Here is a 22,449-nt window from a genome sequence, read left to right as displayed (position 1 = left end):
GCTGGTTTGGACGTAAAAAGAGGTCGATGCGGCCTACTTTAATCTGAACGGAGCTTCAACCGTTATTGAGATATGGTATGACAGAGATGGAGCTAACTTTTATACTACTGTCCGTCATTTTTCCACAATTGAAAATCTTATTAGTCATTTCCCATACGACCTATCGATTGTAAAGTATGAATTCAACTCTATTCCCAACATGTTTCATTATATTTCTCCTAGCCTTTTCAATTTAACTAGTCTATGTTAGTTTCTTTTCGAGTATGATTTTAGGTTCTCCACTGTCGTCTGTGTAAGTTCCTATGATATCAAACCCATTTTTTATATTTAGAATCAGCATATCCCGCCACTTATTCTTTGTTTTTGTTTGAACTTTTTTTATAGCCATTTTTCTTTAAATATTCATGCTGCTTCTCCATCAACATACGTGCTATTCCATGGTTTCTATATTTTGTATCCACTCCTCCTAGCCAACTGTAAAACGTTTTTTCGTTAAGAGCATACCCAATTTTATAACCAACCACTTTTGAGTCATGAAATGCGACAAACATCACAAGTGATGGCTTGCTACCCAACTGGGTACTCCAATTACTTGAGTCGTTAAAAATTCTATTGTGCAGTTGAATAACCTTTTCTACTAACTGCTTATTTGAATGAACGTCTAATTTTCTGTAATGAATAGTCAAGTATCTCTCTCCCATCTTTTATAAATGTAATAGATGATTTGAAGGTGTACGAGAAAATCTGAATTTCTCTTCTTAGTAAAACCACTTGTGTTCCACTTAAATTTTACTTTTAATCTGTATGTTACCACTTCTATTCTTTTTACCCGTATTTTTTGAATTCAGGATTTTAAACGTATTGATACGAATAGCAAAATTAAAATTGCCAATAAAAAAAGAAGAAGCCTCAGCTTCTTCTCACATAAACCGAAAAGGTTCTGTATCTGTTTCTGACGGTAAAAATTCACATTGCCAAGTTGGTTGTTGCTTAGACATATGGTCCACGACACCTTGAATTATCACTTTTTCAACATGATGACCAGGATCGACAACGTTTAACCCAATGTCTTGTGCATCTTGCGCTACATGGAAATACAAATCACCTGTTACGTATACATCTGCCCCTGAACGTTTTGCTTGTTGAATGTATTTATTGCCATCGCCACCAAGTACAGCTACTTTTTTGATCACCGTGTCAGGTGCTCCTACTACGCGAAGAGCAGGAACACCTAATTGTTGTTTGGTCCACTCGGCAAATTCGGCTAACGTCATTGGTGTTTCAAGCGTGCCTACACGTCCAAGCCCCATTGCAATTTCCTTGTTTTCTAACGTAAAGACATCATAAGCCACTTCTTCATAAGGATGAGCAGAAATCATTGCTTTGATCACACGATCTTTTTCGTTTTTGCGAACGACTACTTCAACTTTCGACTCCGCAGTCACTTCCATTTTACCAGCTTCTCCAATATAAGGATCCGCGTCATTTGTCGGACGGAAACGTCCTGTTCCAGACAGCGTATAACTGCACGATTCATAATCCCCAATTGCTCCAGCTCCAGCTTTAGCTAACGCTTCACGAACTGTTTCTTCATGAGTTTCAGGAACGAACACCGCAATTTTTACCAATTCAGCTTCGTAAGTTGGAACTAATACTTTCGTATTTTGTAAGCCAAGTGCTGTTGCCAATAAATCATTGACACCGCCTGCTGCAACATCTAAATTAGTGTGTGCTGCGTATACCGCAATATCCGATTTAATCAACTTTCCCATTAAGCGACCTTGCGGAAAATCCGTCTGTAAGTTTTTCAAAGGACGGAAAATTGGTGGGTGATGAGCAATGATTAACCCTGCACCTTTCGCAATAGCTTCGTCAACAACTTCCTCATTAACATCTAATGTTACTAATACACGGTCGATTTTCTTGTTTAATGTTCCTACATGCAAGCCGATAGGATCGCCTTCCATGGCTAAATATTTCGGTGACCACTTTTCGAATTCCTCAATGATTTGGTGTCCATTAGGAATTTTCACGTTGCAACACCTCTTCTACTAATTGTATTTTTTTAACGAGTTCTTGCTTTTTCTCTACAATTTCGATGGTTTGTGTAGTTGCTTCCATAGACGCTACAATCTTTTTCCATTGTGCGCTTTCACGCTCCCATTTTTCTTGGAAAATAGCAGTTTTATGCTTTAGCAACTCTGGTCCCATTAATAATTGTTGAGGAGACCATGTAACAGGAGACTGCGCTTTTTCAAGCACTAAAATTTCATAGATCTTTTCGTTTTCCTTTAAAATTTCTTCTTCTACGATATTCCAGTCGTTCGAAACTGCCCAGTCACGAATTGCTTTGGCATGAACATTCGGCTGTAAGATTAATCTTTCTACATCTGCTAATTTTTCACTACCATGTTCTAATATCGAGCATATCAAAGGACCACCCATACCCGCAATTGTTACAGCTGTAATACCGTCTTCAGGTGAAATTGCATCAAGTCCACTTGCCAAACGAACTTCAATTTTCTCTGTCAATAATTCTTGTTGAACTTGCTTTTGTGCCGATTCAAATGGACCTTTCACGACTTCTCCAGCTATAGCTTTTTCAATTACGCCGTTTATTACTAAAAAACAAGGCAAATAAGCATGATCGCTGCCGATGTCTGCTACGACTGCGCCTTTAGGTACATGATGAGCAACTCTTGTTAGCCGATGTGATAATTGTTGAGCATTCATTCAGATCCTCCTAATTTAACAGAAAAACCCTTAGTTCTAGAAGAACTAAGGGTATTTTTAAATACTATTCGAGTGTTAAAATCCACTCAGCCATTGCCGCTGCGTTTGCTTCTTCAACAAGTCCGCCTGGCATACCGCCTTTACCGTTAACCACGATATCTTCGATTTCTTCTTGTGGAAGTTCTGTAGCTACTAATGATGGACCTACTCCGCCTTCATAACTTGAACCGTGACAAGAAATACAGCTTGCTTGAGCAGTTGCTTCTGGATCGAAATCTCCTGAAGCTTCGCCTTCGCCTTCTGCAGCTTCTCCGCCACCTTCTTCTTCTGTTGCATGTTCTTCAGCGATTTCAGCTTCGTTACTAACTCCTTGTACTGATAAGAAGAAAATTAACCCAATACCGAACGCCATGATTAAGATATAAGGTACAATTGCATTTTTTTGCATCCGTTACCCCTCCCTCTACTAAGTTCTGCTTGATGATATTATTCGTATCATTCATTATTGTACTGTATTATCATTGAAACGAAAAGTCTTAACAGATAACTTTTCCTTGTTTGTGACAAAAACAGTAATTTAATTTCAGCTAATACGACTTTCTCTCGTGTTCGTTTGTTTTATTATCTACATATCATTTTTAAACGAACGAAGCCCTGCGTTTTGCAGGGCTTCATTTTTTTAATAGCAACCGATTTGACGTGCGATAACCATACGCTGAATTTCAGATGTTCCTTCACCGATTTCCAGTAATTTGGCATCACGCATGTAACGTTCTACTTCGTATTCTTTCATGTAGCCATAGCCACCATGAATTTGAATCGCTTCATCTGCAACTTCCATTGAAATTTCAGAAGCATATAACTTTGCCATGGAAGCTTCTTTTGTAAACGGTCGGCCTTGATCTTTTAACCAAGCGGCTTTGTAAACCATATTACGAGCCAATTCTATTTTCATCGCCATATCTGCAAGCTTGAATTGCGTTACTTGGAACTCAGACAAAGTTTTGCCAAATTGTTTACGTTCTTTAGAATAAGCAAGGGCTTTGTTAAACGCGCCTTGTGCGATCCCTACAGCCATCGCAGCGATTCCAATACGTCCGCCATCCAATGTCACTAAGAACTGCTTAAAGCCGTCTCCACGCTTGCCTAACAAGTTCTCTTTCGGCACACGAACATTTTCTAACACTAACTCTGTTGTGTTTGAAGAATGCAGCCCCATTTTTTCGTAGTTATCAATAATCGTAAAGCCTTCTGCATCAGTTGGTACAATAATGGCACTAATTTCTTTTTTGCCATTTTCCATTCCGGTAATTGCTGTAATGGCTAAATGTTTCGCATGGCTTGCATTTGTAATATATACTTTCGAACCGTTGATCACCCAATCGTCACCATCTTCGATTGCACGAGTTTCTGTTCCCCCCGCATCTGATCCAGCGTTGGGTTCTGTTAATCCAAACGCACCAAATGATTCACCTGTACAAATCGGCGTTAAGTATTTTTCTTTTTGTTCTTCTGTTCCAAATAAGTTTAGCGGAGCTCCGCCAAGTGAAATATGCGCAGAATAAGTAATTCCTGTAGAGGCACAAACGCGGCTCAATTCTTCTGTCACAATAGCAAAACTGGTTGTATCCGCTCCCGATCCACCATATTTTTCATCAAACGGCAAGCCCATCATCCCCATGTCAGACAGCTGTTTGAAAATTTCAGTCGGAAACGCTTTTGAACGATCACGATCGATGGCACCTGGTGCCACCACCTTATCAGAAAATTCTTTGATGGTTTTTTTGATCATTTGTTGTTCTTGTGTCAAATCGAAATTCATTTGTTTTACATCCCCTTTATTATGAATACGCTTACAACTTTCATTATATAGGGAAAATTAAGACGAATTCAAGCTTTAACTCGAATTCCTTTTTTTCGTTCTATAGAAAAGAGCCGCATCTAGGTACAACCCAATGCGGCTCTTGTTTATTTTATTATTCAAGAAAATCTTTTAGGCGTTTGCTGCGTGATGGATGGCGCAGCTTGCGTAATGCTTTTGCTTCGATTTGACGAATCCGCTCACGTGTGACGCCAAATACTTTGCCTACTTCTTCTAATGTCCGTGTACGCCCATCATCTAAACCAAAACGTAAACGCAATACGTTTTCTTCGCGGTCAGTTAACGTATCTAACACATCTTCTAATTGTTCTTTCAACAATTCATAAGCAGCGTGATCAGAAGGTGATTGCGCATCGGAATCTTCGATAAAATCACCTAAGTGCGAATCATCTTCTTCGCCGATTGGCGTTTCAAGTGATACAGGCTCTTGAGCAATTTTCAAGATTTCACGAACTTTTTCTGGAAGTAAATCCATTTCTTCACCGATTTCTTCCGGAGAAGGATCACGGCCAAGATCTTGCAATAGTTGACGCTGTACGCGAATCAGTTTGTTGATCGTTTCAACCATATGCACTGGAATACGGATGGTACGTGCTTGGTCAGCGATAGCACGAGTAATGGCTTGGCGAATCCACCAAGTTGCATACGTACTAAACTTGAATCCTTTAGAGTAATCAAATTTCTCAACCGCTTTGATCAAGCCCATGTTCCCTTCTTGGATTAAATCCAAGAACAACATGCCACGACCAACATAACGTTTTGCAATACTAACTACTAGACGCAAATTGGCTTCAGCAAGGCGTTTTTTCGCTTCTTCATCGCCTTGTTCAATCAATTTTGCTAAACGCACTTCTTCTTCGGCTTTTAATAAATCCACGCGTCCAATTTCTTTCAAGTACATACGGACAGGATCATTAATTTTAACGCCTGGCGGTACACTTAAATCATTTAAGTCAAATTTATCTTCGGTCGGTTTCATGAGACGGTCTAAATGCTCTTCATCGTCGGATTTACGTTCCAATTCGATGCCGTGCCCTTCTAATTGATCGATAAACTCTTCAACTGCATCGGATTCCATTTCGAAAATCGCTAATTTGTCAGCAATTTGTTCGTAGTTAAGTTCTCCGGTTTTTTTACCTGCTTCAATTAGCTGTTTTTTCGCTTCTTCTACAGTCGCTTCCGGACCTTCAGTAGTCAATGGTACATTGCTTGCTTCAACTTCAGTTTGGCGTTCAGATTTCTCGGCCATGTGACTTCCTCCTTTAAAAAAACCGGAATTAACTTACAATGATTTTCGTAAAGCAATCACTTCTTGTGCAAGAAGTAAAGCGCGCTTTAAGTCATGCTGTTTTTCCGCTTCTTTTGATTGCTGGATTTTTAAATTGATTTGCTGCTCGATCCGATGTTTTTGCAAATGCTTTAAACAATCGGCAATTTCTTCATCCGCATGTTCCGGATCGCGTTCGGATAATGCGGTTTCCATAACGAGTTTGCGGAGCTCAGCATCTTGCAATGTCTCCAAAAACTTATGAAAATCTGCTTTATCCCATTCCTCATAGAAACCGAGCAATTGAACGTACAGCGCCTGGAATTCTTCACTGACAAATGGAATGCCATTGTCTTCGACCACTAACTTATTCATAACCGACGGATCGGCCAGTGCATGAGACAAAAGCATTCGCTCGGCTCTATGCAATGAAGTAATCCGTTTCGGTTCTTTTTTAGGTGTCTTTATAATCGCTGGTTCAGGACGGTTCCGTTCGATTGTCTTGTTTTCTAATTTCCTATAATGCTGCAGGATAGCTTCTTGAGACAATCCAGTTTCCACTGATAATTGCTTTATATATAAATCTCGCTCTAAAGGCGAGGATCTACCAGCTAAAAGTTGCAACACTTCCTGTATATATTGCAACAGGTCGTTTTCATACTGAAAGTTTTTATGTCTTCGGGCGTGCATCATTGCAAATGCAAGAAATGCATGTGGTTTACCGATAATTTGATCTTTAAAAGCCTCAGCGCCGTTGTCACGAACATAATCATCTGGATCCATTTTCCCTGGCAACACTGCCACTTCCACTTTGAAATTTTCTTCATTCAAAGAAATGGCGGCTCTTTTCGCAGCTTCCCAACCTGCATCATCTCCATCAAAACAAATGACGACTTCTTGGGCAAAACGCTTCATTTGTCGAATATGCTGAGCCGTGAGTGATGTCCCCATAGTTGCTAAAGCATTATCAACACCTGCTTTACCCGCTGCAATGACATCCATAAACCCTTCAAACAAAATGATTTTTCTGTTTTTGCGTATAGCGCTTCTGGCATGATGTACATTATAAAGCACTTGGCTTTTTTGGAAAATCGGAGATTCAGGGCTGTTCATATATTTAGCTTCTTGTTTTGTGTGCTCAAGAACTCTTCCAGAAAAGGCGATTACTTTGCCTGTTTCATTCATAATTGGAAACATGATTCTACCACGAAATCGGTCAAAATAGCCGCTTGATTGCTCACGCGCAATCGCTAACCCGCTCGTTTCTAACTCTTCTTCTGAAAAACCTTTTCGTTTTAACGAAGAAGCCATATAATTCCACTCTGGAAGCGACCAACCGATTCTGTTTTTCTCGATGATTTCTCGAGTAAAGCCCCTATTTTCCAAATAGTCCAATGCCTCTTGGCCTTCTTCCGTATTCAATAGAATATGGTGGTACATGTCCGCAGCAAACTCGTGCATCAAAATCAATTGTTGATCTTCTTTTGATTGCACCGGACCGGAATCGGCAGGGGCTTGTATATCGACATCTATGCCAGCGCGACTTCCTAATCTTGACAAGGCATCTTGGAAAGTTAAGTTTTCAATATCCATCAGAAAAGTGATGACATTGCCACCAGCTCCACAACCAAAGCAATGAAAAATCTGCTTATCAGCGGTTACTGAAAAAGATGGTGTACTTTCTCCATGGAAAGGACATAGTCCAAACCAATTGCGACCTCTTTTTGTTAACTGGACGTATTCACCAACGACATCAACGATATCGGTGCTGGACCGAATTTTTTCAATCACTTCTTCAGGAACTCTATTGGACATTTTTTTCACCATCTTTGTTTGCTTAACTTAAGTAATTCGTGATACAAAGACAAAATCCTTCATTTTTCGACAAAAAGATAAAGCAAACTATTTATCCGTTAGTAAGCTTTAGCCACAATTCTTCATTATAAAACTTCTTTATGAAAAAATCCACCAAAAAGAAAGAAAAACCGCCTCTAAAGGTGGTTTTCCCAAAATTATTTTTGGAGTTTGCCGAGTATCAAATTCGCTGTTTCTTCTACAGCTCGATTTGTCACGTCAACGATTTCGCAACCGATGCGATCGACGACTTTGTGAAAATGTTTAATTTCTTCGTGGATGCGATCGATTTTTGCATAATTTGCATCATCGTTTAATCCTAGAGCGATTAGTCTTTCTTTCCGGATAAAATTGAGCTTGTCCGGCGAAATAACTAAACCAAAACATTTTTTCGGGTCTACTTGATATAATTCTTCGGGCGGGTCTACTTCCGGCACAAGCGGGACATTGGCCACTTTTAGGCGTTTATGTGCTAAATACTGAGATAGCGGTGTTTTAGACGTTCGAGAAATCCCAACCAAGACAATATCCGCCATTAAAATACCCCGGGGGTCTCGTCCATCATCATATTTAACCGCAAACTCAATGGCTTCTACTTTTTTAAAATAGTCATCATCCAATTTACGGACTAACCCTGCTTCTTGCAGTGGAGACGCATTTAGCTCATTTTCTAAGGCATCTAATAATGGTCCCATTAAATCTACTGCAGTTACACGAAATTTCGCGGTTTCAGCCTGCATATAATCGCGTAGTTCTTGTGACACCAATGTATAAACGATAAAAGCTTTTTGAGCGACAGCTAATTTGACGATTTCTTGTAGGTGATCAATTGAATCGATATAAGGAAATCGTTTTAAAACTGCATTTTGATCTGCACTCAAGTATTGGCTAATTGCTGCTTTTGCGACTAGTTCGCCTGTTTCACCAACTGAATCGGATACGATAAACAATCGCAGTGACTTCATAATTGACACCTCACAAATCGTGGTTTTCAGATAACGATAAAAACGCACGAGTAATATTCGTTTTAGTTAACCTACCGACAACTTTAAAGCCATCTGGTTGTTCTTCTACTACAGGCAGCGCATCGATTTGCTGATTGATCAAGCGATGTGCTGCTTGGATAAGCGATTCGTTTTTAGCGCAATATGTAATGTTCGGCATACGCGTCATTATAATATGTACGGGAATACTCGATAAGTTTTGGCTACCTAAACTGGCTCGCAACAAATCTTTTCTCGATAACACTCCTGCAAGATGCGATTTTTTATCCACGACAAAAAGTGTTCCGACATCATCTAAAAACATTTGACTGATGGCGTCGTACACACTAACATCTTCCCGGACTACAACCGGAATCGACTGAAAATCTTTCACCTTCATATTGTTCATCGTATCGGTAACATCTTGCCCAGGTTTTTTCCCCGAATAAAAATAACCAACGCGGGGACGGGCATCTAAAAAACCTGCCATCGTTAAAATGGCTAAGTCCGGTCGTAGCGTTGATCTTGTTAAGTTTAAGCGATCCGCAATCTGTTCGCCAGTAATTGGACCATTGCCTTTAACAATTTGCAATATTTCTTCTTGTCGTTTATTGAGTTCGATTGGACTCACCGCCTCAAAAATAGATATATGTTATACTCAATATCAATTATTATATACTAATGCACGTAATATTGCGAAGAAAACATTGTCATGATACAATTAAAAACGAACTTCATACAGGCAATGACGGATAAATGAGTACTGTAACTTTAGCGAGTAGGGATAGTGAAAGCCTACACCTACAGGAAACGGCGATCCTGAGCTATTTTTATTTTAAAGTGGACTACACATTGTAGTCAATCGAGGTGGAACCGCGGGTCTTAACGTACTCGTCCTCGGGCATGTAATCATGTCCGAGGACGAGTACGATTTTTTATTTTATGGAGGTAATTTTTATGTCAATGGAAGATGTAGTAGCATTAGCAAAACACAGAGGCTTTGTTTTCCCGGGCTCTGAAATTTACGGCGGTTTGGCAAACACATGGGATTATGGCCCATTAGGTGTCGAACTAAAAAACAATATTAAAAAAGCATGGTGGAAAAAATTCGTTCAAGAGTCTCCTTATAACGTAGGACTGGATGCGGCCATTTTGATGAACCCGAAAACTTGGGTAGCTTCTGGACATGTCGGCAACTTTAATGACCCAATGATCGATTGCAAGAGCTGTAAAACACGTCATCGTGCAGACAAGTTAATCGAAGATGCATTAGATGCGAAAGGCATTGAACTGATTGTTGATGGTTTGTCATTTGACCGCATGGCAGAATTGATCCAAGAACACGATGTAAAATGCCCAACATGTGGCGCACAAGACTTCACAGAAATTCGCCAGTTCAACTTGATGTTCAAAACTTTCCAAGGCGTAACTGAAGCTTCAACAAATGAAATTTTCTTGCGTCCAGAAACAGCTCAAGGGATTTTCGTTAACTATAAAAACGTTCAACGTTCAATGCGTAAGAAAATGCCTTTTGGTATTGCTCAAATCGGTAAAAGTTTCCGTAACGAAATTACACCTGGTAACTTTACATTCCGTACTCGTGAATTCGAACAAATGGAACTTGAATTTTTCTGCAAGCCTGGCGAAGATTTAGAATGGTACGCTTACTGGCGCGATTTCAGTAAAAACTGGTTGTTGAACTTGAATATGAATGAAGACAATATGCGCCTTCGCGAACACGACGAAGACGAATTATCTCATTACTCAAACGCAACTGTGGATATTGAATACAAATTCCCATTTGGCTGGGGCGAGCTTTGGGGTATTGCAGATCGTACCGATTTCGACTTGAAACGCCATATGGAATATTCAGGAGAAGATTTTAACTACATCGATCCTGTAACAAACGAGCGATTTGTACCTTATTGCATCGAGCCTTCACTTGGAGCTGACCGTGTAACACTTGCTTTCTTAGTAGATGCTTACCACGAAGAAGCACTTGAAAATGACGACAAACGCACAGTGTTGAAGTTCCACCCTGCTTTAGCTCCTTACAAAGCAGCAGTTCTTCCATTATCTAAAAAATTAGCAGAAGGCGCTACAGGCGTATTCGCTGATTTAGCTAAGCATTTCATGGTGGATTACGATGAGTCTCAATCGATCGGTAAACGCTACCGTCGCCAAGATGAAATCGGTACACCTTTCTGTATCACATATGACTTTGATTCAGTTGAAGATGGTCAAGTAACAGTACGTCACCGTGATTCAATGGAACAAACACGTATGCCGATCGCTGAAGTACAAGCATATATCGAAAAGCATATTCAATTTTAAGTTAGAAAAGCGGGTTACAAAAAAGTGGTGGAATAAATCTATTCCACCACTTTTTTATTCCCTCTCATAATCGGCGTGTGATTTGCTATCCTGTTCATTACTTTATGATAGTATCACTCCTAAAAAAAGAGTTGCCAAAAGACTATTCGTCTTTTGGCAACTCTTCTTTTTTCGGTAAAAATTCGGGAGTTCGTTCTAATTGTTCGAGAAACTTCCGTGACTTTAAGCGAATCCCTGCTTTTTCTTCATAAATTGTGCGGACAATTTGTTTGAGCAAGCTCTTCGATTCTTTTTTCAAAGTTAAAGATCCTACGCGTTCAATAGGCACAAAATAGAACGTACGGATAAGCTTTACTAACGCTGGACTCAACCGAATAATGTACGAATCGATATGAAAACAACGGTGACAAAGAAATCCAAGTTCTTGAAACGAAAAAGCAAATTCCCCTTCAGTCGACCCACAATTAGCACATTGATGAAGCGTTGGCGTTAAGCCTGCTGTTTGAAGCATTTTCCATTCGACAAACAAGGTGATCGCTTCTGGATCATACCCGTCATCAATCGCATGAAGCGCTTGATACAACATATCAAAAATGGCTGGTTGGGGTTCATCTTGTTCAGTTAAACGATCAATTAATTCCGTAACATAACTTGCATAAGCAGTAGACATAATGTCTTCACGAATATGTCGGAGTGATTCTAGCGGATCCCCTGCCTGTATAGTCCCCATGCCTTTTCCTTTATAGATAGAAAAACTTCCATGAGTAAACACTTGGGTAATGGCCGCCAAACGACTAGCCGGTTTTTTCGCACCTCTTGCCATACAAGTGATTTTCCCCGCTTCTTTCGTAAACAAGGTGACGATTTTATTGGTTTCGCCATAAGGCATTGTGCGAATGACAATACCTTCTACTTGATTTTGCATGGAAAGGACTCCTTAGTATTCGTCTTCTCTGAAGCCGAAATCGCGTAAATGCATCGCTTTATTGCGCCAATCCTTTTGAACTTTCACCCATAATTCTAAATACACTTTTGATCCAAGCAAGTTTTCAATGTCTTTACGGGCGCGTGTACCGATTTGTTTAAGCAACACGCCTTTTTTGCCGATCACAATACCTTTTTGAGAATCACGCTCGACCATAATTGTTGCTTGAACTCGAATCATGTCTTTGTTCTCGGAATCTGGCGCAATTTTTTCAATAACAACAGCAATCGAATGCGGAATTTCTTCGCGCGTCAAATGCAATGCTTTTTCACGAATCAATTCAGAAATGATGAATCGTTCTGGGTGATCAGTAATTTGATCAGCTGGATAGTATTGAGGTCCTTCAGGAAGACGCTCATTAATTTTTGCTAGTAAAGTTTCAACGTTATTCCCTTCTAACGCTGAAATCGGAATTGCTTCTGCAAAATCAAATTCATTACGGTACGACTCAATAATTTTCGGTAAATTATCTGGGTGAACTTGATCGATTTTATTGATTACTAAAAATACCGGTACGTCAATTCCTTTAAGCATTTCTAGCACATAACGATCTTCTTTCCCTACGCGGTCCACTCCACTTGCTACGAATAACAAGACATCAACTTCGCGGAACGTATTTTTTGCAACTTTTAACATAAAGTCGCCTAATTTATGACGGGGTTCATTAATGCCTGGTGTATCGATAAAAATCATTTGGCTATCATTTGTTGTCACAACGCCTTGCACTTTGTTTCGTGTTGTTTGGGGCTTGTCACTCATAATGGCAATTTTTTGGCCCACGACACGATTAAGAAACGTCGATTTGCCGACGTTCGGACGACCAATGATTGAAATGAAACCTGATTTAAATCCGTTATTCTCTAGCTGCATATTTTAAATCCTCCGTTGAAAATGCGCCAGGAAGCAATTCACTGATTGTCGTTTCCTGAACGTCACCTTTTAAGTTTGTTAAGTAAACAGGCATATTGGGTGGGCAAAACTCTGCTAACACTTGTCTGCATGCACCACAAGGAGATACAGGACCTGCTGTGTCTGCTGATACAGCCAAAGCCACGAATTTGTTATCGCCTTCTGACACCGCTTTAAATACCGCTGTGCGCTCTGCACAATTTGTTAGTGAGTAACCTGCGTTTTCAATGTTACAGCCTAAGTAGACTTTTCCATCAGCTGTCAGTAATGCTGCCCCAACAGGGAATTTTGAATAGGGCACATACGCATTGTTTCGTGCTTCTATCGATTGCTTCATCAATTGTTCTTTTTCCATTTTTAATCACCTCTACGAATTTAAAACCATTTGGGTAAAAATATTATTAATCCAATTATAGCACTTGCCGCTGCAAATACCAAAACCGCACCTGCCGCCATATCTTTTGCTTGTTTAGCAAGCGGATGAAGTTCAGCCGTCACCAAGTCGACGACCCGTTCAATAGCTGAATTGACCATCTCTAATGCGATCATGCCCGCAATTAATAAAATGACCACGAGCCATTCTGTGTAAGACAAAACCGTGAACCACCCTGCAATTACTACAATAATCGCAGCTAAAAGGTGAAACCGGATATTTTGTTCACGTTTTAAAGCAGTTCCAATTCCTTGAGTTGCAAACCAAAAAGAACGGAAAAACCTACGCGCCGTCATGATTATCACGCGTGATGCCGAGAGAGACTAAAATCTCCTCTTGGCGAGAAAACATCTTTTTTTCATCTTCTTCTGTCATGTGATCATAGCCTAACAGATGCAAAAAGCCATGAATCGCTAGAAAGCCTAGTTCTCTTTCAAAAGAATGACCAAAATCTTCAGCCTGCTCTTTTGTCCGGTCCAAAGAAATAATGATGTCACCCAACATGCGCGGTTCCTGTGAGCCGATAATTGCTGTTTCTCCTTCTCCCAGTTCTTCCATAGCAAACGAGATGACATCCGTCGGCTGGTCTTTCCCACGGTATTCCCGGTTAATATCACGAATCATTTCATTGGTGACAAAAGTCACGGATACTTCAGAATCCGTGACTTTTTCTTGCTTTGCAGCATGCTCTAATATTTTTTTGACAAAATCTAGCTCTTTTTGATCTAAACTTTCTGTTTCATCCATAAAATCAATAGCTATCATAACAGTTCCTCCTGTCAATTGGTTTCTTTCGGATACTCAATACGCGAATGGAATATTCCATTCAATGTATCACACATTACTTCTTTAACTTTTTTTAGTTCTTTTAAAGAAATATCGCATTCTTCAAACTGCCCATCTTTTAGTTTATCTTCTACAATTGAATCTACCAATTTTTTTATCTTTTCTGATGTTGGCTCTTTCATGGACCGAACTGCTGCTTCTAGGCTATCCGCTATGGATATAACCGCAATTTCCTTTGTTTGCGGCTTTGGACCTTGGTAGCGATATGTGTTTTCATCAACATCTGGATTGGTTTCTTTTGCTTTGTAATAGAAAAACTTCAAAAGACTCGTCCCGTGATGTTGCGCAGCTACATCAATAATTTCTTTTGGCATTTTATGCTTTTTCAACAACTGCGCACCTTGTATGCCATGAGCCAAAATAATATCCCGACTTTTCTCAGGTGGCAAACGATCATGCGGGTTTTCAATATTCACTTGGTTCTCGATAAAAAACTGCGGGTATTTTGTTTTGCCAATATCATGATAATAACACCCAACTCGCGCTAATAGTCCATTTGCTCCAATCGCTTCACAAGAAGCATCAGCTAAATTGGCCACCATTAAACTGTGGTGATAAGTACCTGGTGTTTCCATTAAAATTTTCTTCAGTAGCGGATGATTCGGATTTGATAATTCGAGTAAGCGCATTGTTGATAGCATACCAAATGCCGATTCAAAAAATGGCAAAAATCCAATTGCTAACGCGCCAGATAATAGACCCGAGACTATCGCAGCTGAAAAATAAAAGCCGACTTCTGACCAATTATATTGTGTTTGGCCAAGCAATAAATAAAAAGCAACAAACAATGCGTTAGCTAACGCTACTGCTAAACTGATATGGAGTAAACGCCCACGTCCGCCTACTCGATCGATCAAATAAATCGCGGTTAATCCCCCGAAAAGAATATAAAAAGCAACGTCTACCTGTAACGTAGCTGAATAGCCACTTGGCAACATTAAACCTGCTGCTGCACTGACGAAAATGGTGACATATACAGCTGCCCGTTCATTGACAAGCAAGCACACCAGCATACCTGCTAATGCTGTGGGGAAGAAAAATGAAATAACCAAATCAAAATTGCCGCTAATAACAGAAAGTAACTTCATCAATATTAATGAAATAGAAGCTGTTACCATAACCACCAGCATCTCGGTAACTTTGTTTTTATCGTCTTTTTTTGACCGAGAAATAACGATGAATAGTAGCCCTACTGCAATAATGACAAATATGAACAAGCCAAGTAACGGTTTATAATTCAGCCGCTCTTCAGTCATTCCAGCTAGCTCTAACTGACGGTACACTTCCCGGTCAATCACTTGGCCTTCTTGAACAAGAACTTGCCCTTGTAAAATGCGTGTTGGTTCAACACTATTTCGAATTTGTTCTACTTGCTTTGCTGTTAATTCTTCGTTGACTACCTCGTTTGCAATTATACCAAAACGCCCGATGGTTACTGCCGCTTGAATAATATCGTTCGGAATTGTTTCATTGCGACGAATTTCTTGTTCGATCTCCGTGCGATAACGCGCCACTTCTTCTACACGAATCGATTCGTTCAAAGACGACTGCAATAAGTTGTTTAATTCTTTTTGTACGCTAAGTAACCGAGCTTCTGAAAGAGACACTAACGAACGTAACATATCGTCTGTTAAACGCAATCCGTTATCGCTTGTTTCTAACAGTCTTAAATCTTCTCTCAACTTCGCAATCATTTCTTCTTGAGTTAAACGGTCTTCTTGTTGTTCTGGAGGCGCTTTAACGTCCATAATATAACCAAATATCGATGCGACCAAAGCCGTTTGATTGTCTACTATTTCACTCATAAACTGGTAGCTTGGTGCCACTTCTTCAGTAAGCCGCTGCCTTTCCAATTCAGTTTTTACTGGATCTTCAACGGTTTTTTCAGAACGTATTGTTTCGGATGATAATTGGAACAATTGTATATCGTATGTATCACTTTGAACAGAGTCCATTAAAAAGCCGTATAAGATGATGCCCGTTAACAACATGCCAGCCATCATAATTTTTCGATAACCTAGTTTCTCAAAAAGATCTCGCGCTTTTTGCCGCATCTTACTCCACCCCACATTTCCTAGTTCCATCATAACAACTAAAGAAACAGATTTCACCGTGTTTTTTTCTAATAATTTGAAATTATGTCCCTATATACGAGCAGAAAAATATTTCTCGCATTTTTATAATAGAAAAAGGTGCAGGGGTTACTTTCCCTGCACCTTACTTTATACGCTTTAAGTTGGTTGATTTTCATAAGCATCAATAATTTTTGCCACAAGGGGGTGACGGACCACATCTCCACTTTCAAGGTATTGAAAGTGGATGTTTCGCACACTTGATAAAATTGTTTCAGCGGCAATTAATCCAGATTCAGCACCACGCGGCAAGTCAATTTGAGTTTTATCACCTGTTATCACCATTTTAGATCCAAAACCAAGACGTGTTAAAAACATTTTCATCTGCGCTTTTGTCGTGTTTTGCGCCTCATCTAGAATAACAAAAGCTTCATCTAATGTGCGTCCTCTCATATACGCTAGAGGTGCAATTTCGATGGTCCCACGCTCGATAAAACGATTGGTTTGTTCAAGTCCTAACACATCATGCAACGCATCATATAGCGGGCGTAAATAAGGGTCAACTTTCTCTTTTAAATCTCCTGGTAAAAACCCAAGACTTTCACCCGCTTCAACAGCCGGCCTTGTTAAGATGATTTTCTTCACATGACCGTTTTTAAGTGCTTGGACAGCTAAAACCACGGCAAGATAAGTTTTACCGGTACCCGCAGGACCAATTCCAAAAACTAAATCCTTATTGCGGATCGCATGAATATAATGTCTTTGTCCGATGGTTTTTGCCCGAATCGTTTTACCATTGGCATTACGTGCAACTTCTTCATCATAAAGGTCTGCGAAATATTCAATTGTGCCATTTTTGGCCATCTCAATTGCTGAGACAATATCGCGTTGATCAATATTGATGTTTTTGCGAATAACCCGCAACAATTGTTCTATTAATAATTTCCCCGTTAGTTTGTCTTCCTCAGCACCAGCTAATTTAATCACTTCTCCACGGGTAATAATTTGAATGTTAAAAGCTTCTTCGATTAGCGTTAAATGGCTATCCGATATCCCGAGCAGCTGTACCGCTTCATTTGGGTCTTTCACATGTAATTCTAGTAAGTTATTTTCTGTCATGTGGACGCTCCTTAGGATCGAGTATTTACTGCTAATTTCACTCTATCATTAAAGATAATCACTTGTAAAATATTTGTTCTGCACACCTTTAAGGTGAAATTTTTACCTTTTATCGAAACATCCTAATAATTCTAATTTTAATAGTTAGAAAAAACTTTAGAACCTTTGAGTTTACATAATAAAAATATGGATAACAAAAATCAGCCAGTTTTCACTGACTGATTTCTCGTTAACGTTTTGACTTTGGCGGCATTAAAATTTCCGCCATAATAATCCCTCTTCTAACATCCTCATTGCTTAGTGGCAATAACTCATCAGAAGCTTTCTCTACTTTAGGAACTACGGGTTGATTGCGGATTGATCTGGATTCGCTTAGTGATGCACGGCTTTGTGTATGACTAGATGTAATGCGACGCTCTACTTCTTGACGCGCTTCGCGAAGAGGCGTACGATCCACAACTTCTGCCGCTTTTTGCTTTGCCTCTTCTAAACGATCAGATCCTTGAGTTTTTTGATTTTGCAGTTCACCATAAAGTTCCTTTGCATAATCTTCTACTCGTTTAAACCGGGTTTGCCCAGAACGACTTTCTCTCGTAGTTGATGTAGTGGTCGAAAAGGGTTTTACCGGTGCGTCTCTTTTAGTAGCATCTTTTTTGTTTTTATTAAAAAAAGCACTTACCGCCATGATGACAAGTCCAAATATGAGAGCTTCCACACGACAAACCTCCCTTATAGCTAACGCCCATTATTTGTTGTCGGATTTATCCGTGCTAGTTTTTGAAATCGAATCACGCATACTTGTATCAGCTTGGATATTTTTATAGTTTACGTAATCCATTACGCCAATATTCCCGTTGCGAAGAGCTTCAGACATTGCAAGTGGTACTTCTGCTTCTGCTTCTACAACTTTCGCTCTCATTTCAACAACTTTTGCTTTCATTTCTTGTTCGCTTGCAACAGCCATTGCACGTCGCTCTTCAGCTTTTGCTTGCGCAATTTTCTTATCTGCTTCAGCTTGTTCTGTTTGTAGTTCTGCTCCAATGTTTTTACCGATATCAACGTCTGCAATATCGATGGACAGAATTTCAAACGCCGTCCCTGAATCAAGACCTTTTGATAAAACTGTTTGAGAAATTAGATCTGGGTTTTCAAGAACTTTTTTATGACTTGTGCTTGAACCAAGTGTCGAAACAATCCCTTCACCAACACGGGCAACAATTGTTTCTTCACCAGCACCACCGACTAAACGGTCGATATTTGCACGAACAGTAATACGTGCTTTTGCTTTTACTTCAATCCCGTCCATTGCCACACCAGCGATAAATGGTGTTTCAATTACTTTCGGGTTTACCGACATTTGAACAGCTTCTAGTACGTCACGACCTGCTAGGTCAATCGCTGCTGCGCGTTCAAAAGGCAATTCGATATTGGCACGGTGAGCCGCGATTAATGCGTTAACAACACGATCGACGTTACCACCAGCTAAGTAATGGCTTTCTAATTGGTTAATGGTCACGGTTAATCCCGCTTTTGAAGCTTTAATCAACGGGTTAACAATCCGCGACGGAATAACTCGACGTAATCTCATCCCGATTAATGTAAAGATACTGATTTTTACGCCTGCAGCTAATGCCGAAATCCATAACGTAATCGGCACAAATGTAAAGAATATTGCCAAAATAACAATGATACCAATGATTGCTGCGCCTAGTCCAATTGTTTCAAGTCCCATTCTCTTATTCCTCCTCTTGTTTATCCAGCTCACGAACTACAATACGTGAACCTTCTACCTTGATAATCTTAACATTTTTACCACTGTCTATAAATCTTCCTTCAGAGACAGCATCAATTCGCTCGTCCTCTAGCTGAATTGTACCCGATGGACGAAGTGCCGTCAGTGTTCGTGCAATTTTACCGACAAGTTCTGGACGATTAGTTGTCGATACATAGCCACTTGCTGTATCGGTGGCGTCCGTCAAAATTATGCGTTTGAACAAACTTAGCCGCTTACCAAAAAACTTCACTACGATCACCATCCCTACTGTTGCTACTATCATTGCTATAAGTACTGCTATGGCGGTGGTCTTCAAGTCTCCTCCCGCCAATAAAATACTACCGAGAATAGCCGCAACCCCGAGAAATCCAGCTACACCACCCGGTATGATAAACTCAGCTACTAAAAGCCCGAAACCAATTACCAATAAAATGATGGATTCGTAACCTGCCAAGCCGGCCACTAAGTGACCATAAAAAAACAACAGTAAAAATACCATTCCGATAAACCCTGGAACTCCGACTCCTGGCGTAAATAGCTCAAGTAGCAAGCCGAGTCCTGCAAATGATAAAAGAATTGGTACAACAAACGGATTTGTTAAAAAGCGAGCTAGACTTTCGGAAAACGTTTCGTCAATTGTCACGATCGTTGCGTCCTCAAAACCTTTTAATGCAAGAAGTTCACTTAAAGAACTGACGGTTCCTTCTGAATATCCTACTTGCTCTGCTTCTTTCGCATCTAAAGTTAGTAATTTCCCTTTAGCTGCGCCGACTTCTGGAAGATCGATTGATGCATCGGCCATGGCTAAAGCATACTGTGGATCTCGACCAGCTGTTTGTGCCGCGCTTTTCATAGAAGACAACCAAGCGCTATTGGCTTTATCCGTTGCTGCATTGCCAGCTTGGTCAATGACTTGTGCTGCTCCCATGCGCCCATTAGGATGCATGTATATTTCGTCATTATGCAAAGCAAGAAACGCACCAGCAGACAAAGCGTCTTGATTGATAAAAGCCAGTTTTTCTATATCTGTTTTGTTTAACAGACGCGCAATACCATCTGCTGCATTTACAAATCCACCCGGTGTATCTATTTCAAATATGATGGCTTCGGCTCCAGCATCTTCCGCTTCTTCAATCCCCCGTTCGATAAAAGCTTGCAATCCTCTTTCAACTTCATCTTCGATTGGGATAACGTACACCGTCGAAGTATCCGCCTGGATGGCTGGGAGCACAAGTAGAAACGATAATAGCAAAAGTCCAAAACCCATAAAGACTTTGACTTTGCTCAACAGGATCTCTCCTTTCGCATTTCAAATTTCTTCTGCACCATATATACGGTTGAACTGGGAAGAAGTTTCAATTTACTGTACTTCTATTATAGAGGAAATCTTCTGCAATAACGAAAGAATGCGCTTACTTATGTGACAATTAGAAAAACCGCCAACACAATTTTGTGTTGGCGGTTTTCGCTGGTCGTTCATATTTTTTAAAAGTCTATATGCTTCTTAAAGTCAATTAAAATTTACGTTTACGCGCAGCTTCTGATTTTAGTTTACGTTTCACGCTCGGCTTATCATAGTACTCGCGCTTTCTTACCTCTTGCATTGTTCCAGATTTAGAAACAGTGCGTTTGAAGCGGCGAAGAGCATCTTCAATCGATTCGTTTTTACGAACTGTAGTTTTTGTCATCTCTTTTTCCCTCCCTCCGAACACACGTTGAAGCGAAGAACAACAAGTGTTATATACTCAAAAATTATATCGTATTCTGAATGAAAGGTCAACAGTTAATAATCAGAATCTGAAGTAAGTCCTTGCATGATTTTTACGCCTGAACTTGCGCCAATGCGCGTAGCTCCAGCTTCAATCATTGCTTCTACATCTTCTAAGCTACGTACGCCACCAGAAGCTTTAACACCCATTTCAGAACCAACTGTTTGACGCATTAGTTTCACATCATCTACTGTAGCTCCACCTGTTGAAAAGCCGGTAGAAGTTTTAACAAAATCTGCTCCAGCTTCTTTAGATAATTGGGAAGCGGTTACTTTTTCTTCATCCGTTAACAAGCACGTCTCAAGAATTACTTTGACAATTGCTTTGCCTTTAGCTGCATTGACAACTGCTTCAATATCTTTTTTCACGTGATCTGTATTGCCGCTTTTTAATGCGCCAATGTTTAACACCATATCAATTTCTCCAGCGCCTTTAGTAATAGCGTCCGTTGTTTCAAAAGCTTTTGTCTCAGGTGTTGAAGCTCCTAGCGGGAACCCAATAACTGTACAAACTTTCACTTCACTATTTGTTAATTCTGCAGCTGCTTTTTCGACCCAAGTTGGATTTACACAAACAGAAGCGAAATTGTATTCTGCTGCTTCTTTGCATAACTGCACTACTTGGCTTTCAGTTGATTCAGGCTTTAATAACGTATGGTCGATATAAGATGCAATGTTCGTCATTTTTAAAAAATCCCCATTCTATATAGAAGTCGTTTGTTTTCCCAACTCATTTCCTACTGGAAACTTATTCGAACTCGTAGGAAATAGCTGACAGTGCATATAAAGGCGCTGTTTCGGTCCGCAGAATCCGTGGCCCAAGAGAAGTAAAAATGGCGCCAAAGTTTTTTAACGCCTGTACTTCGGCATCCGAAATCCCACCTTCAGGACCAAAAACAAGTAACACTGAATCTTTATCATACAATGATTTTATAATTTCAGCAAACCGTGTTCTGTCGCCTTGTCTCGCCTCTTCTTCATATGCCACAATAACTACGTCATACGCTTCCGCTTTGCTTATTAATTGCTTGAAGCTATGGATGTTATGAACTTCAGGTATGTGTGTTCTATGCGATTGCTCAGCTGCTTCTTTCGCAATTTTTTGTAGACGGCCGATTTTTTTATCGCTTTTTGCATTGTCCCACTTAACAATAGAACGTTCTGCAGAAAACGGTAAAAGCGCATACATACCCAGTTCCGTCGCCTTTTGAGTAATCAAATCCAGTTTGTCACCTTTAGGTAATCCACATGCAATTGTCACTTTTTTCGGAAGCTCTACTAGCGTTTCTATCTTGTTTCCGATTTTAATTTCTACATCAAAATCTGTTGATAAAATTTCTGCATCGTATGCTTGCTCTTCGATTACAGCAATTAAGTTATCCCCAACAGTTTGGCGCATAACTTTGGCGATGTGCTTTGCATCATCGCCAGTTATTGCCACTATTCGATTGTCAGGAACTTTACCCTCTATAAAATATCGTTGCATCGTG

The 22,449-nt window shown here is 40.0% G+C and carries 23 protein-coding genes; 1 reads left to right on the top strand and 22 read right to left on the bottom strand.

The window, feature by feature from the left end:
- Nucleotides 1-350: 350 nt before the first annotated feature.
- The 9 genes from GPDM_RS11740 to ccpN form a co-directional block, all read right to left on the bottom strand.
- Nucleotides 351-686, bottom strand: coding sequence for a GNAT family N-acetyltransferase (locus tag GPDM_RS11740; RefSeq protein WP_008431642.1), 336 nt, complete (start codon nt 684-686; stop codon nt 351-353).
- 234 nt (nt 687-920) lie between these two features.
- Complete coding sequence (locus tag GPDM_RS11735; protein WP_008431640.1) at nt 921-2,033, bottom strand: Nif3-like dinuclear metal center hexameric protein; 1,113 nt, start codon at nt 2,031-2,033, stop codon at nt 921-923.
- On the bottom strand, nt 2,020-2,733 hold the full coding sequence (locus tag GPDM_RS11730) for a tRNA (adenine(22)-N(1))-methyltransferase (RefSeq protein WP_008431638.1): 714 nt from the start codon (nt 2,731-2,733) through the stop codon (nt 2,020-2,022). The genes GPDM_RS11735 and GPDM_RS11730 overlap by 14 nt, the downstream gene beginning before the upstream one ends.
- A 64-nt stretch (nt 2,734-2,797) precedes the next feature.
- Nucleotides 2,798-3,181, bottom strand: coding sequence for a cytochrome c550 (gene cccA, locus GPDM_RS11725; protein WP_008431636.1), 384 nt, complete (start codon nt 3,179-3,181; stop codon nt 2,798-2,800).
- 231 nt (nt 3,182-3,412) lie between these two features.
- Complete coding sequence (locus GPDM_RS11720) at nt 3,413-4,555, bottom strand: acyl-CoA dehydrogenase (protein ID WP_008431634.1); 1,143 nt, start codon at nt 4,553-4,555, stop codon at nt 3,413-3,415.
- Between the two features lie 154 nt (nt 4,556-4,709).
- Nucleotides 4,710-5,864: an RNA polymerase sigma factor RpoD gene (gene rpoD / locus GPDM_RS11715; protein WP_008431632.1), complete on the bottom strand. Its 1,155-nt coding sequence runs from the start codon at nt 5,862-5,864 to the stop codon at nt 4,710-4,712.
- A gap of 33 nt (nt 5,865-5,897) precedes the next feature.
- Nucleotides 5,898-7,697 carry a DNA primase gene (dnaG, locus tag GPDM_RS11710; RefSeq protein ID WP_008431630.1) on the bottom strand — a complete coding sequence of 600 codons (1,800 nt, stop codon included), beginning with the start codon at nt 7,695-7,697 and terminating at the stop codon, nt 5,898-5,900.
- Nucleotides 7,698-7,894: 197 nt separating this feature from the next.
- Nucleotides 7,895-8,701, bottom strand: coding sequence for a pyruvate, water dikinase regulatory protein (locus GPDM_RS11705; RefSeq protein WP_008431628.1), 807 nt, complete (start codon nt 8,699-8,701; stop codon nt 7,895-7,897).
- 10 nt (nt 8,702-8,711) lie between these two features.
- The gene (gene ccpN / locus GPDM_RS11700; protein WP_008431627.1) at nt 8,712-9,350 is read right to left on the bottom strand and encodes a transcriptional regulator CcpN; all 639 of its coding nucleotides are present in this window, start codon (nt 9,348-9,350) and stop codon (nt 8,712-8,714) included.
- Nucleotides 9,351-9,676: 326 nt separating this feature from the next.
- Here ccpN and GPDM_RS11695 point away from each other — a divergent pair, with 326 nt between their 5' ends.
- On the top strand, nt 9,677-11,053 hold the full coding sequence (locus GPDM_RS11695) for a glycine--tRNA ligase (RefSeq protein ID WP_008431625.1): 1,377 nt from the start codon (nt 9,677-9,679) through the stop codon (nt 11,051-11,053).
- Nucleotides 11,054-11,195: 142 nt separating this feature from the next.
- Here the strand turns inward: GPDM_RS11695 and recO are convergent, their stop codons facing one another.
- The 13 genes from recO to GPDM_RS11630 all read right to left on the bottom strand — a co-directional run bounded on the left by recO (nt 11,196) and on the right by GPDM_RS11630 (nt 22,445).
- Nucleotides 11,196-11,978 (bottom strand): DNA repair protein RecO, encoded by a 783-nt coding sequence (recO, locus tag GPDM_RS11690; protein ID WP_008431623.1) that lies wholly within the window; start codon nt 11,976-11,978, stop codon nt 11,196-11,198.
- A gap of 12 nt (nt 11,979-11,990) precedes the next feature.
- Nucleotides 11,991-12,908, bottom strand: a complete 918-nt coding sequence (gene era, locus GPDM_RS11685) for a GTPase Era (protein ID WP_008431621.1) — start codon at nt 12,906-12,908, stop codon at nt 11,991-11,993.
- Nucleotides 12,892-13,302: a cytidine deaminase gene (locus GPDM_RS11680; protein WP_008431620.1), complete on the bottom strand. Its 411-nt coding sequence runs from the start codon at nt 13,300-13,302 to the stop codon at nt 12,892-12,894. Before GPDM_RS11680 ends, era begins: the two co-directional genes overlap by 17 nt.
- Before the next feature lie 20 nt (nt 13,303-13,322).
- Nucleotides 13,323-13,676 carry a diacylglycerol kinase family protein gene (locus GPDM_RS11675; RefSeq protein WP_008431618.1) on the bottom strand — a complete coding sequence of 118 codons (354 nt, stop codon included), beginning with the start codon at nt 13,674-13,676 and terminating at the stop codon, nt 13,323-13,325.
- Nucleotides 13,663-14,145 (bottom strand): rRNA maturation RNase YbeY, encoded by a 483-nt coding sequence (ybeY, locus tag GPDM_RS11670; protein WP_008431616.1) that lies wholly within the window; start codon nt 14,143-14,145, stop codon nt 13,663-13,665. The genes GPDM_RS11675 and ybeY overlap by 14 nt, the downstream gene beginning before the upstream one ends.
- A 14-nt stretch (nt 14,146-14,159) precedes the next feature.
- On the bottom strand, nt 14,160-16,280 hold the full coding sequence (locus GPDM_RS11665) for an HD family phosphohydrolase (protein WP_008431615.1): 2,121 nt from the start codon (nt 16,278-16,280) through the stop codon (nt 14,160-14,162).
- 177 nt (nt 16,281-16,457) lie between these two features.
- Nucleotides 16,458-17,417: a PhoH family protein gene (locus tag GPDM_RS11660; RefSeq protein WP_008431613.1), complete on the bottom strand. Its 960-nt coding sequence runs from the start codon at nt 17,415-17,417 to the stop codon at nt 16,458-16,460.
- A 229-nt stretch (nt 17,418-17,646) separates the two neighbouring features.
- Complete coding sequence (locus GPDM_RS11655; protein ID WP_008431611.1) at nt 17,647-18,132, bottom strand: hypothetical protein; 486 nt, start codon at nt 18,130-18,132, stop codon at nt 17,647-17,649.
- A 30-nt stretch (nt 18,133-18,162) separates the two neighbouring features.
- Entirely contained in the window at nt 18,163-19,149 is a 987-nt protein-coding gene (floA, locus tag GPDM_RS11650; protein WP_008431609.1) for a flotillin-like protein FloA, read from the bottom strand.
- A gap of 4 nt (nt 19,150-19,153) precedes the next feature.
- Complete coding sequence (locus tag GPDM_RS11645) at nt 19,154-20,479, bottom strand: NfeD family protein (RefSeq protein WP_008431607.1); 1,326 nt, start codon at nt 20,477-20,479, stop codon at nt 19,154-19,156.
- 226 nt (nt 20,480-20,705) lie between these two features.
- Nucleotides 20,706-20,879 (bottom strand): 30S ribosomal protein S21, encoded by a 174-nt coding sequence (rpsU, locus tag GPDM_RS11640; protein ID WP_008431605.1) that lies wholly within the window; start codon nt 20,877-20,879, stop codon nt 20,706-20,708.
- 95 nt (nt 20,880-20,974) lie between these two features.
- Nucleotides 20,975-21,643 (bottom strand): deoxyribose-phosphate aldolase, encoded by a 669-nt coding sequence (gene deoC, locus GPDM_RS11635; protein ID WP_008431604.1) that lies wholly within the window; start codon nt 21,641-21,643, stop codon nt 20,975-20,977.
- Nucleotides 21,644-21,707: 64 nt separating this feature from the next.
- Nucleotides 21,708-22,445 (bottom strand): 16S rRNA (uracil(1498)-N(3))-methyltransferase, encoded by a 738-nt coding sequence (locus GPDM_RS11630; protein WP_008431602.1) that lies wholly within the window; start codon nt 22,443-22,445, stop codon nt 21,708-21,710.
- Between the last annotated feature and the right edge of the window lie 4 nt (nt 22,446-22,449).

It is taken from the genome of Planococcus donghaensis MPA1U2 (genome assembly GCF_000189395.1).
Classification (GTDB): domain Bacteria; phylum Bacillota; class Bacilli; order Bacillales_A; family Planococcaceae; genus Planococcus; species Planococcus donghaensis_B.
The sequence above is the reverse complement of the archived record's forward strand: the minus strand, read 5'-3'. Positions and strand labels throughout refer to the sequence as shown.

Bases quoted from the DNA above. Each gene is read 5' to 3' on its own strand.
- GPDM_RS11720 (WP_008431634.1), bottom strand. From the start codon at position 4,555: ATGAATTTCGATTTGACACAAGAACAACAAATGATCAAAAAAACCATC.
- floA (WP_008431609.1), bottom strand. From the start codon at position 19,149: ATGGGACTTGAAACAATTGGACTAGGCGCAGCAATCATTGGTATCATT.
- GPDM_RS11660 (WP_008431613.1), bottom strand. From the start codon at position 17,417: ATGACAGAAAATAACTTACTAGAATTACATGTGAAAGACCCAAATGAA.
- GPDM_RS11665 (WP_008431615.1), bottom strand. From the start codon at position 16,280: ATGCGGCAAAAAGCGCGAGATCTTTTTGAGAAACTAGGTTATCGAAAA.
- ybeY (WP_008431616.1), bottom strand. From the start codon at position 14,145: ATGATAGCTATTGATTTTATGGATGAAACAGAAAGTTTAGATCAAAAA.
- cccA (WP_008431636.1), bottom strand. From the start codon at position 3,181: ATGCAAAAAAATGCAATTGTACCTTATATCTTAATCATGGCGTTCGGT.
- recO (WP_008431623.1), bottom strand. From the start codon at position 11,978: ATGCAAAATCAAGTAGAAGGTATTGTCATTCGCACAATGCCTTATGGC.
- era (WP_008431621.1), bottom strand. From the start codon at position 12,908: ATGCAGCTAGAGAATAACGGATTTAAATCAGGTTTCATTTCAATCATT.
- GPDM_RS11705 (WP_008431628.1), bottom strand. From the start codon at position 8,701: ATGAAGTCACTGCGATTGTTTATCGTATCCGATTCAGTTGGTGAAACA.
- GPDM_RS11695 (WP_008431625.1), top strand. From the start codon at position 9,677: ATGTCAATGGAAGATGTAGTAGCATTAGCAAAACACAGAGGCTTTGTT.
- GPDM_RS11675 (WP_008431618.1), bottom strand. From the start codon at position 13,676: ATGACGGCGCGTAGGTTTTTCCGTTCTTTTTGGTTTGCAACTCAAGGA.
- GPDM_RS11730 (WP_008431638.1), bottom strand. From the start codon at position 2,733: ATGAATGCTCAACAATTATCACATCGGCTAACAAGAGTTGCTCATCAT.
- GPDM_RS11630 (WP_008431602.1), bottom strand. From the start codon at position 22,445: ATGCAACGATATTTTATAGAGGGTAAAGTTCCTGACAATCGAATAGTG.
- dnaG (WP_008431630.1), bottom strand. From the start codon at position 7,697: ATGTCCAATAGAGTTCCTGAAGAAGTGATTGAAAAAATTCGGTCCAGC.
- deoC (WP_008431604.1), bottom strand. From the start codon at position 21,643: ATGACGAACATTGCATCTTATATCGACCATACGTTATTAAAGCCTGAA.
- rpoD (WP_008431632.1), bottom strand. From the start codon at position 5,864: ATGGCCGAGAAATCTGAACGCCAAACTGAAGTTGAAGCAAGCAATGTA.
- rpsU (WP_008431605.1), bottom strand. From the start codon at position 20,879: ATGACAAAAACTACAGTTCGTAAAAACGAATCGATTGAAGATGCTCTT.
- GPDM_RS11680 (WP_008431620.1), bottom strand. From the start codon at position 13,302: ATGGAAAAAGAACAATTGATGAAGCAATCGATAGAAGCACGAAACAAT.